Source organism: Dorea sp. D27 (assembly GCF_001185345.1).
Lineage (GTDB): Bacteria > Bacillota > Clostridia > Lachnospirales > Lachnospiraceae > Extibacter.
In genome coordinates, this window is sequence record NZ_KQ236748.1 from 33,486 (window position 1) to 47,652 (window position 14,167).

General features: G+C 44.8%; 12 protein-coding genes and 1 other annotated feature. Of the genes, 5 read left to right on the top strand and 7 right to left on the bottom strand.

Features of this window, described 5'->3' with window-relative positions; all coding sequences use genetic code 11:
• Positions 1–61: 61 nt before the first annotated feature.
• The 4 genes from HMPREF0980_RS17610 to HMPREF0980_RS17625 all read right to left on the bottom strand — a co-directional run bounded on the left by HMPREF0980_RS17610 (position 62) and on the right by HMPREF0980_RS17625 (position 5,290).
• Entirely contained in the window at positions 62–1,417 is a 1,356-nt protein-coding gene (locus HMPREF0980_RS17610; RefSeq protein ID WP_084002940.1) for a CCA tRNA nucleotidyltransferase, read from the bottom strand.
• 183 nt (positions 1,418–1,600) lie between these two features.
• A complete protein-coding gene (locus HMPREF0980_RS17615) occupies positions 1,601–2,368 on the bottom strand; it encodes a transposase (RefSeq protein WP_049730389.1) in 768 nt (255 codons plus the stop codon).
• A 109-nt stretch (positions 2,369–2,477) separates the two neighbouring features.
• Complete coding sequence (proS, locus tag HMPREF0980_RS17620; RefSeq protein WP_049730390.1) at positions 2,478–3,920, bottom strand: proline--tRNA ligase; 1,443 nt, start codon at positions 3,918–3,920, stop codon at positions 2,478–2,480.
• A 91-nt stretch (positions 3,921–4,011) separates the two neighbouring features.
• Positions 4,012–4,225, bottom strand: a binding site (T-box leader).
• Between the two features lie 99 nt (positions 4,226–4,324).
• Complete coding sequence (locus tag HMPREF0980_RS17625) at positions 4,325–5,290, bottom strand: calcium/sodium antiporter (protein WP_049730391.1); 966 nt, start codon at positions 5,288–5,290, stop codon at positions 4,325–4,327.
• 96 nt (positions 5,291–5,386) lie between these two features.
• Here HMPREF0980_RS17625 and HMPREF0980_RS17630 point away from each other — a divergent pair, with 96 nt between their 5' ends.
• Positions 5,387–6,103 (top strand): RluA family pseudouridine synthase, encoded by a 717-nt coding sequence (locus tag HMPREF0980_RS17630; protein ID WP_049730392.1) that lies wholly within the window; start codon positions 5,387–5,389, stop codon positions 6,101–6,103.
• A 151-nt stretch (positions 6,104–6,254) separates the two neighbouring features.
• On the opposite strand, the gene spoVG is transcribed toward HMPREF0980_RS17630, so the two are convergent.
• Genes spoVG through HMPREF0980_RS17645 form a run of 3 tightly spaced genes read right to left on the bottom strand, consistent with a single transcriptional unit; the run spans position 6,255 to position 8,968 of the window.
• Entirely contained in the window at positions 6,255–6,548 is a 294-nt protein-coding gene (gene spoVG / locus HMPREF0980_RS17635) for a septation regulator SpoVG (protein ID WP_049730393.1), read from the bottom strand.
• Between the two features lie 30 nt (positions 6,549–6,578).
• A complete protein-coding gene (gene glgD, locus HMPREF0980_RS17640) occupies positions 6,579–7,697 on the bottom strand; it encodes a glucose-1-phosphate adenylyltransferase subunit GlgD (protein ID WP_049730394.1) in 1,119 nt (372 codons plus the stop codon).
• Positions 7,694–8,968 (bottom strand): glucose-1-phosphate adenylyltransferase, encoded by a 1,275-nt coding sequence (locus HMPREF0980_RS17645; protein ID WP_049730395.1) that lies wholly within the window; start codon positions 8,966–8,968, stop codon positions 7,694–7,696. Before HMPREF0980_RS17645 ends, glgD begins: the two co-directional genes overlap by 4 nt.
• 229 nt (positions 8,969–9,197) lie before the next feature.
• On the opposite strand from HMPREF0980_RS17645, the gene murC reads away from it, so the two are divergent.
• The 4 genes from murC to HMPREF0980_RS17665 all read left to right on the top strand — a co-directional run bounded on the left by murC (position 9,198) and on the right by HMPREF0980_RS17665 (position 13,965).
• A complete protein-coding gene (murC, locus tag HMPREF0980_RS17650; protein WP_049730396.1) occupies positions 9,198–10,577 on the top strand; it encodes a UDP-N-acetylmuramate--L-alanine ligase in 1,380 nt (459 codons plus the stop codon).
• A 136-nt stretch (positions 10,578–10,713) separates the two neighbouring features.
• The gene (locus HMPREF0980_RS17655) at positions 10,714–11,754 is read left to right on the top strand and encodes a DnaD domain protein (RefSeq protein ID WP_049730397.1); all 1,041 of its coding nucleotides are present in this window, start codon (positions 10,714–10,716) and stop codon (positions 11,752–11,754) included.
• Between the two features lie 26 nt (positions 11,755–11,780).
• Complete coding sequence (locus tag HMPREF0980_RS17660) at positions 11,781–12,794, top strand: ATP-binding protein (protein WP_049730398.1); 1,014 nt, start codon at positions 11,781–11,783, stop codon at positions 12,792–12,794.
• A complete protein-coding gene (locus HMPREF0980_RS17665; protein WP_049730399.1) occupies positions 12,781–13,965 on the top strand; it encodes a ribose-phosphate pyrophosphokinase in 1,185 nt (394 codons plus the stop codon). Before HMPREF0980_RS17660 ends, HMPREF0980_RS17665 begins: the two co-directional genes overlap by 14 nt.
• Positions 13,966–14,167: the final 202 nt, after the last annotated feature.

A 14,167-nucleotide genomic window follows, 5' to 3' on the forward strand; every position in this document is an offset into this window, starting at 1 on the left:
AGGGTAAAATGAATTGGGGACGGTTAGGTTTTTTACGTTTTCCTCCGTCCCCAATTCATTTTTACCCTGTCCCTTTTTCGTTTAATTCTGTCCCCAAACGATTCAGCAGCTCTTTTTTTGTGTTTAACTCTGGTTTTTCTATCACGAGAACAAGCAGCTCATTTAATTTTTCTCCTATCTCTTTCCCCGGTCTCATTCCTGCTTCTATCAGGTCTTTTCCGGTCACTGCCAGCTCTTTCAGTGACACGCATTGTCCTGTTTCTACTATATTCCGGTACAAGTCTTCTATCTCGTTCAGGTTTGACATCTTTTCTTTTCTGAGATACGAGCTCTGGGCCAGCACATCCGCTTTCCTTACCTCCATATAATATGGAAACAATTCTTCACTGATGATATTCATCGCCCTGCGTACATTCTTAGCTCTGGCAGGCATCCGGTAATCGTGATAGTATACGAGCTTAGTCACCTTGTAAAGCGTATCGTTGTCAAACTTCAGCCTTTTCAACACATTTCTGGCTATATTCTCACTTCCCACTGCATGTTTTTTGAAATGAGCTGCCCCGTTGGCGTCTACTGTTTTAAAATCGGGTTTTCCTGTGTCATGCAAGAGCATGGTAAGTCTCAATATTTTATCTGGCCTGACGTTCATCATTGCATGTAGGGTATGAACTCCTACATTGTACATATGATGTGGCGTCTCCTGTTCTGTCTCCATCATACGGTCAAACTCTGGCAGGAACACCTTAGTAATTCCAAGTTCATAGGCCGTGTATAAGAGTTCCGGCCGATTTGATGTCACCGTTTTGACAAGCTCAGTCTGTATCCGCTCCGCACTAATGTTATGCAATGAATGAGCCAGCCGGCGCATCCCTTTTTTCGTCCCATTCTCGATATCAAATCCAAGCTGGGCGGCAAAACGGACTCCTCTCAGTATTCGCAGGGCATCTTCCGAAAACCTTTCTTCTGCATCACCGACGCAGCGAATCAGATGCCGATCCAAATCCTCCATGCCACCAAAAATATCTATCAGCCCATCTTTTTTATTATATGCCATGGCATTGATAGTAAAATCCCTCCGCAGCAAATCCTCTTTCAGGCTTCTTGTAAACGTAACTTCCCTGGGGTGCCTGTTGTCCTCATACTCTCCATCAATTCTGTAAGTTGTAACCTCAAATCCCTCATGCTCTATTAATACAGTAACCGTACCATGTTCTATGCCCGTATCAAATGTCCGGGGAAATATTTTCTTAGTCTCCTCCGGCATGGCGGACGTGGTGATGTCCCAGTCTTCCGGCATCCTTCCAAGAATTGTGTCTCTGACACACCCACCCACCGCATACGCTTCAAACCCGTGTGCCTGCAGTGCAGTTATAATACTATCAACTTTAGAAGGCAGTTCAATTTTTAAATCAGACAATACAATAACCTCCCCTATAATTAACATAATAATATCATACTCTTTTCACATCATCTTCTGCAACACAAATTTTCCTGTATCCGATTAGGAAACGCTTGTTGGGGACGGAGGTTTTTTTAAATTTCCTCCGTCCCCAATTCGTTTTACCCTGTCCCCAATTAAAATAGCCATGTCCCATTTTCGTTATCCGGTTCCTTTTATTTCTTTTCTAAGATAGGCCTGAATCTCATCCGCATCCTTTTTAGATATTCCAAGTGATTTCATAAGTACTTCCCCAAATAACCTACGCGTGTCTATGTATTCCAATATTTCTTCTTCCGGTACGCCAAGCTGCCACTGCATATCAAATAGTACTTCCCTGGCTATTCTCAGATTATTCCAACGTGTATCTTCGGAAACATCTTCAAACACATCTCTGTTGTCCATTTTATGAAAAGCCAGAAATGCTTTTTTCGTCTGAAATCTTTTTTCTTTTACAGCAAATGCATTTTCACTAAGAATATCTTCTTTTCCATAATAATATTCATAGAAGCTGCAAAACTTATATTTCAGTAGTTTATTCAAATCTCTGTCATTCAAGGGATTAAGATGTATATATCTCAGACAGTTCCAAAAATATTCCTCTTCTTCTATGCACTGGCTTCTGAATCGGTCTTGAAAAACATATCCTATGCGGTTATTTTTGAAATTATAATAATGGGCATATGCGGCTAAGACTTTAGCCATAAATGATGAGAGTTCCTGAATCTCTGTTTTGACTAATAGATGAATGTGATTTGGCATAATGCAGTAAGCGTATACTGCCACATCAAACTGGGATAGATTATCCCTCAGCAGATTTATAAACCTGCTTTTCTCTCTACTTTCCTCAAATATTGCGTTACGGTTTAGACCTCGTGCCATAATATGGTACAATCCCGTTACACTTTCTCTTCTGGGTTTTCTTGGCATAAAAATACCTCCCTTTCCTTTTTAGGGGACAGGGTAAAATCAATTGGGGACAGGACTATTTTAATTTGGGACGGAGGTTTTTTAAAAAACCTCCGTCCCAAAATTAAAATTAATATGATTTTCCCCAGTATGCCATGTGTTTTGCTGGTTTTCCACACCAGATGCACTTATCGGATATCATCTCTTCATCCTCGATTAGGCAGCGGGTTGCGGCACCGCCTGTTGCGTATTTTACTTCTCCTTCGCACTCTGGATCTCCACACCAGCATGCTTTAACAAATCCACGGTTAGCTTTAAACTTTTCAACCATTTCATCCATAGTAACAGCTGTGTCGATATGGCTGTTCAGGAAGTTAACCGCTCTGTTGTACATGTCTTCCTGTATTGTCTCTAAGATTTCACGCAGCTTTATTGCAATTTCATCCAGTGATACGATAATCTTTTCACGGTTATCACGTCGTACTACGACGACCTGATTATTTTCTATATCCTTTGGCCCTATTTCAATTCTTGTAGGTATACCGAGCATTTCCTGTTCGGAGAATTTCCATCCTGGGCTCTTATCGGAATCGTCGATTTTCACTCTGTATCCAGCCTTTTTCAGCTCGTCGAAAAGCGCATGTGCTCTGTCAAGCACGCCTTCCTTATGCTGTGCAATTGGAATGATTCTACATTCTACAGGCGCGACATGTGGCGGAAGTACGAGTCCGCTGTCATCGCCATGAACCATGATGATGGCACCGATACTTCTTGTTGACCATCCCCATGAAGTCTCATATGCGCTGTGCAGCTGGTTATTCTTATCTACATATTTAATATCAAATGCATCAGGGAAGCCGCTCCCGAAGAAATGGCTTGTCGCTGACTGGAGTGCTTTTCCGTCATGCATAAGCGCTTCAATCGTATATGTGTCCTGTGCCCCTGCAAATTTTTCATGTTCTGCTTTTCTTCCTGATACGAAAGGAATTGCAAGCGTCTCTTTATAGCAATCTTCATACACATGGAACATCTGAATCGTACGTTCCTCAGCTTCTTCGTAAGTCGCATGAAGGGTATGTCCTTCCTGCCATAAAAACTCTCTAGACCTGAGGAATGGTCTTGTTGTCTTTTCCCACCGAAGTACGGAATTCCACTGATTCCAAACCTTTGGGAGGTCCCTGTATGACTGGACGGTCTTGGACCACAAATCACAGAATAATGTTTCAGATGTCGGGCGGATACAAAGCCTTTCCTGAAGTCTCTCCATACCTCCGTGTGTAACCCACGCAACTTCAGGTGCAAATCCCTCTACATGGTCAGCCTCTTTTTCCAGAAGGTTCTCAGGAATCAGTGTTGGAAGGTATACGTTTTCTACACCAGTCTCTTTAAAACGTTTGTCCAAGTCCGCCTGAATCAGTTCCCAGATGGCATATCCATTCGGCAGGTAGTTAAGACATCCCTTTACGCTAGAATAATCGCAAAGCTCGGCCTCCCGTACGACATCTGTGTACCATTGCGCAAAATCCTCATCACGTGGTGTGATATTCTCTACTAATTTCTTTTCATTTGCCATGTTTCTCTTCTCCTTTTTTCCGCAGGGCCCTTGCCCCACTTATTTTATTTTCGCAGGGAAACAAAAAACGCCGGGCCTTTCGCTCCCCTGAAAAAGGGACCGAAAAGCTCGGCGGTACCACCCTAGTTAACTGCGACCCTTTCGCAGCTCTCTCTGTTCACCATTAACGCTGATGTAACGCTGTGCTTTCGCACAGTGGCTCCAAGGTAGGTTCATCACATTTCAAAACAAGAGTCTTTCAGCACCACGGACTCTCTCTCTGTAGAATTTCCACTGCAACTACTATTCCTTTTCATCGCCAATTCTGCCTTGTGCAACAATCATTGCCAGCAAATATTTAGTTAAACGTAATTGTACTTTAGCAAAGCACATTTGTCAAGCAAAACTTAAACCGATTCTATCTATTATCTCAGTAAAATGTACACGAAAAATGCAACGTACGCCAGCAGGAACAATACGCCTTCCGCCTTTTTGATTTCATGCTTGCTGATTGCCGCTATATAAACGATTATGCTGGCGGCCACGAGAATGAGGGTATCATACACCGCAGTAACATCGAGCTTTATAGGCGTTATCACAGAAGATATGCCCAATATTAGCAGGATATTAAATATATTCGAGCCTACAACATTGCCCACCGCAAGGTCATTTTCTCCTTTTCCGGCAGCCACCATAGATGTCACCAGTTCCGGCAGCGAAGTACCTAAAGCGACGATGGTAAGTCCTATAAATGTCTGGCTTAACCCAAAATCAACCGCTATGCTTGTCGCGCTGTCTACTACCAGGTCTCCTCCCCATATGATGCCGGCCAGACCTATCACGATATAAATTCCGCTTTTTAACGGACTCATCATTTTATAGTCTTCCTCACACACGGTAATTTCATTCCTGGACTTCAGCGCCGACCGAACCGTGGCAACAAGAAATACAACAAACAGAGCCAACAAGAAAATACCGCTCCATCTTCCCAGGATAAATATCTGATTCCCTTTCCAGACTTTTGTAATTGAAAAATCCGAGTTCAAAAGAAGCAAGATCAACGTAATAAATATCGAAAAAGGAAATTCTTTCCTCAGAAGCGACCACTTTGCACGCACCGGCTGAATAAGTGCACAGCACCCGAGGACAACAAGGAGATTAAAAATATTTGATCCAAGCACATTGCTTACGGCAAGGTCATTGTTCCCTTTTATGGCGGCCGTCACGCTGACAGATAATTCCGGCATGCTTGTCCCGAAGGCGACAACTGTCAAACCGATAATGATAGTTGGGATTTTGAGAATCTTCGCCACGCTCGAACTCCCGTCCACGAACAAATCTGCTCCTTTTATCAATAATAAAAAGCCTAGTATCAGCATTAAATACTCCATTAAATTATCCTCTTTTGCTCAATATATTTGCATATTTTTATGCACTATGTTTAAATGATAAGAGCCTATTCAAGCAAAGTCAAGGAGATTTCTTTAATGAAAACAAATAGTTTAGATATATTATTTGAAGATAAATATATAATCGTATGTGAAAAACCGCATGGAGTCGCCACACAGAGCAAAAATACCGCCGTGCCCGATATGGAAAGCATGCTGAAGGCACATATCTTCTCAAGCAGACCGCAAAACGGAGAACCCTACCTTGCCATAATACACCGGCTGGATCAGCCGGTGAAGGGGATACTCGTATTTGCAAAAACATCTTTTGCAGCCCGGGTGCTGAACCGGCAGCTGCAAGAGCATCATTTTGAAAAATATTACAGGGCACTGGTAGACGGTACCCCTCCGAGCAAAGAAGGCACGTTGGAAAACTACATGCTGAAAGATGGACGGACCAACACATCTTCCATCTGTACACCAAAAGACCCCGGCGCAAAACTCGCTAGGTTACATTATAAAATTGTGGAAGAGGGACAGTGCTATTTCAAAAAGGGACACCCTGAAACGAGTTGGGGACGGGGGAAATCTCAATTTCCCCCGTCCCCAACCGAGCTGGATATCCGTCTGGACACGGGCAGACACCATCAAATACGTGTTCAGCTGGCTAATTTAGGCTGTCCCATAATAGGAGACACAAAATATAACCCGAATGCAGTGAGCACTGGAGAATGGCGGCAAATACAGCTTTGTGCATATAAGCTTAACTTCAGGCATCCCCGGACAGGTAGCAAGATGGAATTCTGCCTATTATAGGGACAGGGGTATTCCAAAAAGGGACACGTTAAAACGAATTGGGGACGGGGGAAATCTCAATTTCCCCCGTCCCCAATTTCCTCCGCCTAAAAAGGACATCCCTGCAAGGATGTCCTTTTGCCGTCTCTCGAATCTCAATGACCACCTGGTCCTATGCTTCCACCACACCTGGCTCAGCAGCCGGTTCTTCCTGTAACGCTTCTTCGTATCTTTCGAGGATGATACTTTGAATGCGTTCCCTTGTTCCTGAGTTGATTGGATGCGCAATATCCCGATATTCGCCGTCTAATGCTTTTTTGCTGGGCATAGCAATAAAGAGTCCTTTTTCTCCCTCGATGACTTTAATGTCGTGTACTACGAATTCCTCATCCATAGTAATTGAAACTACCGCTTTAAGCTTACCCTCTTTTGCTACTTTACGTACGCGTACATCTGTGATTTGCATTTTTTCAAGCCCCTTTCTGTCAGCCGTGCACTATAGTGCATACCTCTCGTTCTTTTCCACGACTACCTTCACACCGTTCTCACCAACGTGGCGCGTATTTGCTCTGATTGTGTCACGACTTTCTACAATACAGTTTTCAATGTACGTATTGTCCCCGAGATATACGTCGTTCAGAATTATAGAATTCTTAATCACGCAATTGTTCCCCACAAATGTCTTCTTGAACAAGATGGAATTTTCCACTGTCCCGTTGATGATACTTCCGCTTGCTACAAGGCTGTTCTTAACAACTGAACCCGGATTATATTTTGCGGGCGGCAAATCGCTGACCTTGGAAAAAATATCCGGATGTTCCTTGAAAAAGTAATTTCTTACTTCCGGCTTCAGGAAATCCATGTTTGTGCGGTAATAAGCATCCACTGTGGAAATGTTGCTCCAGTAATCTTTTATCTTATAACCGTATATCTTTTTCAGATTCTTATATCTGATAAGAATGTCGGTTACAAAATCGTGCCTCTCCTCTTCTGCGCAGTGCTCAATCAAATCAATCAGCTGTCGTCTTCTGATTACATAGATTCCGGTTGATATCGTATTTGAATTAGCCACCATCGGCTTCTCTTCAAATTCTTCAATACGCATAGACTCATTCATCTTAACAGTACCGAACCTGCTCGCGTCCTCTCCTGCCTCCAGGTCCTTGCACACCACGGTAATATCTGCTTTCTTGGCAATATGGTATTCCAGCACCTTGTTATAATCCATCTTATAAACCGCGTCACCGGAAGTAATAATCACGTAGGGTTCATGACATCTCTTAAGAAAATCCAGGTTCTGGTATATAGCGTCGGCCGTCCCTCTGTACCAGTACCCATTGTCCGCGGTTATCGTTGGCGTAAATACATACAATCCTCCCTGCTTTCTACCAAAATCCCACCATTTGGAAGAATTCAGATGCTCATTCAGAGAACGGGCATTATACTGAGTCAATACCGCCACTTTCTGAATATGCGAATTGGACATATTGCTGAGTGCAAAGTCAATCGCCCTGTAGCTGCCTGCGACAGGCATCGCCGCCACCGCACGCTTATGGGTAAGTTCCCGCATCTTGTTGCTGTTGCCACCTGCTAAAATAAGACCTACTGCTCTCATACTCGTTCACCTGCCTTTATCAATGTTTCTCCGCTCTCAAGTATTCCGTCCGGGTAGTCTTCCTTAGATGTAACACCGCTTATGGCAGTATTCTTTCCAATCTGGACCCCTCCAGGTATCTCCGAGTTCTCGCCAATGGTCACAAGACCAAACGAATAGACCGCCGGCTTCAGCTTGTTAGGCACTTCCGATCCGATTCCAAGCGTAACATTGTCTCCGACCTTCACGCTCTCTGCAATAATAGACTTATCGATTACACAGCCGCTTCCGATTGCCACATCTTTCATAATAATAGAGTCTCTCACGACCGTTCCAGGACCGATAGTTACTCCCGATCCAATTACACAATTATGTATCTCTCCATATATCTCCGAGCCGTCACCGATGATGCTCCTCTCAATCACCGCGTCTCCTGACACATACTGCGGAGGGATAATATCACTGTTTGTGTATATTTTCCAGAATTCTTCATATAAATTAAACTCAGGGATTATATCTATCAGCTCCATGTTCGCTTCCCAATAGGAGCCGAGCGTGCCTACGTCCTTCCAGTATCCGTTGTACTCATATGCGAAGAGACGGTCCTCCCTGTCGTGGCAGTATGGTATGATATGCTTTCCAAAATCACACCCCGGCTCGTCCTGAAGTGCAAGGAGCGCCTCCTTCAGCACCGGCCAGCTGAATATGTAGATACCCATGGAAGCCAGATTGCTCTTCGGCTCAGGCGGCTTCTCCTGGAATTCCGTAATACGGCCTTCCTCGTCCGTGATTACAATTCCAAAACGGTTCGCTTCCTCCATAGGCACCGGCATGGCAGCAATTGTGACGTCTGCTTTATTTTCCTTGTGGTAATCAAGCATAACCTCATAGTCCATCTTATAGATGTGGTCACCCGACAGAATCAATACGTAATCAGGATTAAACGTGTCCATATAATCCAGATTCTGGTAAATGGCATTGGCCGTACCGGTATACCATTCACTGCTATTGCTTTTCTCATATGGCGGAAGTATGGTTACACCGCCGATATTACGGTCCAAATCCCACGGAATACCAATTCCGATATGTGTATTCAGTCGTAACGGCTGATATTGCGTTAGCACTCCTACAGTATCGATTCCTGAGTTAATGCAGTTGCTGAGCGGGAAGTCAATAATCCTGTATTTACCTCCAAAAGCAACGGCTGGCTTGGCCACTTTTGCCGTAAGGACTCCCAACCTGCTGCCTTGTCCTCCTGCCAGCAACATTGCTATCATCTCTTTCTTAATCATGTCATCACCCCTTCTCAGTAATTCGTTGCTCACATTATACCATAATTTTCATTTTGAGTGAACAACATTTACAAAAAATTGAATTTTCTATGAACTTTTTATTAATTTATTACAAAAAAATACGGCTTGGTTTTTTTTGCATATATGTTTATAATAATATGAATAGGGATATACTTTTATTCCAATTTTTGGCCCTTATGTAGAATTTTATAAAACAGGAAGGTATCTTATGTATAAAATCAATTTTGAACAACCGGTACACGTACATTTTATCGGCATCGGCGGCATCAGCATGAGCGGTCTTGCGGAAATACTCATCAAAGAAGGGTTTACCGTCTCAGGCTCAGACAATAAAGAGTCCGCACTGACAGACCACCTCAGCAGCCTGGGCGCCACCATTTGCTATGGACAGAAAGCTTCTAATATAATAGACGGAATAGATGTGGCGGTATATACGGCCGCCATACATGAAGACAACGAAGAATATATGGCAGCGGTGCAGAAAGGGCTTCCTATGCTCAGCCGTGCAGAACTGCTCGGACAGCTCATGACCAATTATGACGTCCCGATTGCCATCTCCGGTACCCACGGTAAGACGACGACAACTTCCATGCTTTCCCATATACTCCTCGCGGGAGAGCTGGATCCGACCATATCTGTCGGCGGTATCTTGAAAGCAATCGGCGGCAATATAAAAGTCGGAACATCGGGACTGTTTGTAACGGAAGCCTGTGAGTACACGAACAGCTTTCTTCATTTTCATCCTATGATAAGCGTCATACTGAACATCGACGAGGATCATCTTGATTTCTTCAAGGACCTGGATGACATTCGTAGTTCTTTCCGCCGCTTTGCAGAACTTCTGCCTTCCGGCGGAACATTAGTCATCAACGGAGAGATTGATAATCTCGAAGAAATCACAGCAGGCCTGCCATGCCGTATCGTTACTTACGGTCCCGGACACGATGTGAACTACAGCGCATCTAATATCACATACGATGAGAAAGGCGAAGCATCCTTCGACCTCGTGAAAGACGGCGAATTCATGGAGCGTATACAGCTCTCTGTAAATGGAGACCACAATGTGTCTAACGCCCTCGCAGCGATTGCCGTCGCGGACACTCTGTCTGTTCCGCTCTCCGATATATGCCGGGGATTAAAAGAATTTACAGGGACAAAACGCAGGTTCGAGCACAAAGGGGAAAAGAACGGCTTTACAGTCATTGACGACTATGCCCATCATCCGACCGAGATCAAAGCCTCACTTACCGCCGCAGCACACTATCCGCACAAGGAACTCTGGTGCGTATTCCAGCCGCACACCTACACAAGGACAAAGGCTTTGTTCCCCGATTTTATAGATGCCCTCACACTTGCAGACCACGTTGTACTGGCAGATATATACGCAGCCAGAGAGACAGACACTCTCGGAATATCGTCCCGGGATATAGCAGATGCCCTAAAGGAAAATAATTGTGACGCTTACTATTTCTCTACATTTGAAGAGATAGAAGACTTTTGCCTGGCAAAGTGTCATAAAGGGGATTTGTTGATAACTATGGGAGCAGGAGATGTTGTAAATATTGGGGAAAGTATACTTAAGAAATAGGTTATCCACACTTTCCACACAATTTTATCAACAAAAAACTCCTTTTTTGCCTTAGAAATTACTTTTTTGCCTGTCCTTCTAATGCTATAATATGTCTACGTAACACTTAATCATGAGGGAGGACTGGCGTAAAGTTATGAAGAAGCTGACATTGACCAATCACGCACAAGAGAAGACAACCGTACTGGAAAATGAATTTATCGACCATTATATGGCCGAGGCGAACGGAGAATATGTGAAGGTATATCTTCTTCTGCTGCGCCACCTGAATAATTCCGAAGGCAGCCTGAGCGTAACTCAGATTGCTGATATTCTTGATGACACGGAGAAAGATGTTATCAGGGCACTTAATTATTGGAAAAAACAAGGACTGCTTGACTATGATACCGGAGAACTGGGGTCCGCCCCCTCCACGGAGAAGGCAGCCGAAAGAACCTCCGTCGCTGCTCCTGATACCCCAGAGCCAGCCAGCGGACCAGCCGCGCCTGATACATCGGCAGCCGCCCAGAATATACAGCCGTACCGCAACCGTAAGGAGCGGGAGGAGTTCAAGGAACTTTTATTTGTCGCGGAACAGTATCTGGGTAAGACGCTATCCGCAACCGACATTGATACCATTACTTATTTCTATGACACGCTGCATATGTCTACGGATTTGATTGAATATCTCATAGAGTATTGTGTGGAAAACGGACACAGGAGCATGCATTACATACAGAAGGTCGCGCTGTCATGGGCTGAGCAGAAGATTGCCACGGTCGCAGAGGCCAAGGCCAGCACTATACTTTATAACAAGAACTGCTATTCCGTACTGAATGCCTACGGAATCAAAGGCCGCGTGCCGGCCTCATCTGAGATTGCCTTTATCCGCAGGTGGAATGAAGAATATGGCTTTTCACTCGAACTCATTCTCGAGGCGTGCAGCCGCACGATGAGTACAATACACCAGCCAAGCTTCGACTACACCGAGTCCATATTGAAAAGCTGGCTTGCAAAAGGTGTCAGGCATCTAAAAGATGTGGAAGCCCTCGATGCGGAATATCTGCTCGAAAAGGAGCGGAAAAAGAAGAAGGATATAAAGGCTGCCGCACCATCCGGCAGCACGAACAACAAGTTCAATAATTTTGAAGGACGCAATTATGATATGAACGACCTGGAACGCAAGCTCGTCCAGTAAAAAACAAGATAAAGGAGACTGCTGACATGGCTCTTTCGAATTCCCAGTACGAATTTTTAATGCGCATATATGAGCAGAAACAGCTGGATAACGAAAGCCGTCTGCGCAGGCGGTACGAAGATGTATATCGCAGAATTCCGGAGTTGGAGGAGATAGATCATTCTATCTCCGCTTTTAGTGTCTCACAGGCCCGCAAACTGCTGGAGGGGGACAACCTGGCCCTCTCCTCCCTTAAGGACAATATAACCCGGCTTTCCGCCAGAAAATTACAGCTGTTAAAGGATAACGGATACCCGGAAAACTATCTGGAACTGCACTACACGTGCCCGGACTGCAAAGATACCGGCTATATAGGCAGCCGAAAATGCCACTGCTTCCAAAAGGCTATCGTAGACCTGTTGTACACACAGTCCAATCTACAGGAAATACTGGAAAAAGAGAATTTTTCTACTTTCTGTCTCGACTATTATTCATACAACCACATAGATCCCGTAAAGGGACGTTCTTCCCGGGAAGCTATCGACACTGCCCTGAAGGCGTGCCATGAATTTGTGGATACATTTTCCTCAGAGTTTCGAAACATACTACTATATGGAGACACAGGAGTCGGTAAGACATTTCTTACGCATTGTGTCGCAAAAGAGTTGATTGATGCTTCATTTTCTGTTATATATTTTACAGCGGCCCAGCTATTTGACGTATTCGCCAGAAATACATTCGGAAAAAAGGAAGAAGCAAAAGATGATTCTTTTGAACATATCTACAGCTGCGACCTGCTCATTATCGATGACCTTGGAACCGAACTGCCAAACTCGTTTACGATATCGCAGCTGTTCGTATGCCTGAACGAAAGAATACTGCGGCAGAAATCGACAATGATTTCGACAAATCTTGCACTCGAAGATATGAAATCCATTTATTCCGAACGGACATTTTCACGCCTGAGCAGCAATTTTACTATGCTCCGGCTTACCGGTGACGATATAAGAATTCAAAAAAAATTATTAAACCTAGGAGGTACAAAGGATGTTACGCCGTAACGAACGTAATTTGGAAAATATACCGGTGGGGGCTCTCGGTATCGTAGCTCTCGACGGCTGTAAAGAAATGGGAAAAAGGGTCGACGACTATATCGTGAAATGGCGCCGTGAAGACGGGCCTGAATACAAAAATGACATCGTATTCAATGGATATGAGCGCGACACTTATCTTGTCAATGCCAAAGTACCACGTTTTGGATCCGGCGAGGCCAAAGGTATCCTCGGCGAATCCGTCCGCGGAAGAGACTTGTACCTTATGGTTGACGTTTGTAATTACAGCCTCACCTATTCGCTGACCGGGCATATGAACCATATGTCACCGGACGACCATTATCAGAATCTGAAAAGGGTCATAGCGGCAATAGGAGGCAAGGGACGGCGCATCAACGTCATCATGCCATTCCTGTATGAAAGCCGGCAGCACAAACGGAGCGGCCGGGAATCACTGGACTGCGCGCTGGCGCTCCAGGAGCTTGTCAGGATGGGGGTAGACAATATCATAACATTTGATGCCCACGACCCGAGAGTTCAGAACGCCATCCCATTAAGCGGTTTTGAGACTGTCCGTCCGACGTACCAGTTTATCAAAGGTCTGCTGCGCCATTTCAAAGACCTTCAGATTGACAGCGGGCACATGATGGCCATCAGTCCCGATGAAGGTGCGACAGAGAGGGCGATTTATCTTGCTAATGTTCTGAATCTCGATATGGGCATGTTTTACAAACGCCGCGACTATACAAAGATAGTGAATGGCCGTAATCCAATCGTGGCACATGAGTTCCTCGGCTCTTCTGTAGAGGGAAAAGATGTGATTATCCTCGATGATATGATATCTTCAGGCGACAGTATCCTGGATGTGGCAAGGCAGCTGAAGCAGAGGAAGGCAAAAAGAATCTTTGCCGCAGCCACCTTCGGGCTCTTCACGAATGGGATGGACAAGTTTGACAAAGCTTATGAAGATGGACTCTTTGACGCCATCCTGACGACCAACCTAATCTACCAGACACCGGAACTGCTGGAGAAGCCATACTACATCAGCTGTGATATGAGCAAATATATTGCCCTAATGATAGATACGCTGAACCATGACGGTTCTATCAGCAGCATTCTAGACCCGAACGAAAGGATACAGAATGTAATCCAGAAATATGGCCGCGGTGAAGACATATAATGTGAGTTTAAGTAAATTAGGACGCCGCTGGGGAGGCATGGAACATCTGCTCCGATGCGTCCGGGAACTGCGACTATCACACAGATTCCTATGCCTGTGGAATGTTCGCCGATAGCGGCTCACACCCCACGGGCCAAGGAATCTGGTGAGGATTCTCCGTCCCTCCCGCTTACACCTTCGCATCTGTCCCCTGTCTCCCCAG

Bases quoted from the DNA above. Each gene is read 5' to 3' on its own strand.
- HMPREF0980_RS17615 (WP_049730389.1), bottom strand. From the start codon at position 2,368: ATGCCAAGAAAACCCAGAAGAGAAAGTGTAACGGGATTGTACCATATT.
- proS (WP_049730390.1), bottom strand. From the start codon at position 3,920: ATGGCAAATGAAAAGAAATTAGTAGAGAATATCACACCACGTGATGAG.
- HMPREF0980_RS17625 (WP_049730391.1), bottom strand. From the start codon at position 5,290: ATGGAGTATTTAATGCTGATACTAGGCTTTTTATTATTGATAAAAGGA.
- HMPREF0980_RS17630 (WP_049730392.1), top strand. From the start codon at position 5,387: ATGAAAACAAATAGTTTAGATATATTATTTGAAGATAAATATATAATC.
- spoVG (WP_049730393.1), bottom strand. From the start codon at position 6,548: ATGCAAATCACAGATGTACGCGTACGTAAAGTAGCAAAAGAGGGTAAG.
- glgD (WP_049730394.1), bottom strand. From the start codon at position 7,697: ATGAGAGCAGTAGGTCTTATTTTAGCAGGTGGCAACAGCAACAAGATG.
- HMPREF0980_RS17645 (WP_049730395.1), bottom strand. From the start codon at position 8,968: ATGATTAAGAAAGAGATGATAGCAATGTTGCTGGCAGGAGGACAAGGC.
- murC (WP_049730396.1), top strand. From the start codon at position 9,198: ATGTATAAAATCAATTTTGAACAACCGGTACACGTACATTTTATCGGC.
- HMPREF0980_RS17655 (WP_049730397.1), top strand. From the start codon at position 10,714: ATGAAGAAGCTGACATTGACCAATCACGCACAAGAGAAGACAACCGTA.
- HMPREF0980_RS17660 (WP_049730398.1), top strand. From the start codon at position 11,781: ATGGCTCTTTCGAATTCCCAGTACGAATTTTTAATGCGCATATATGAG.
- HMPREF0980_RS17665 (WP_049730399.1), top strand. From the start codon at position 12,781: ATGTTACGCCGTAACGAACGTAATTTGGAAAATATACCGGTGGGGGCT.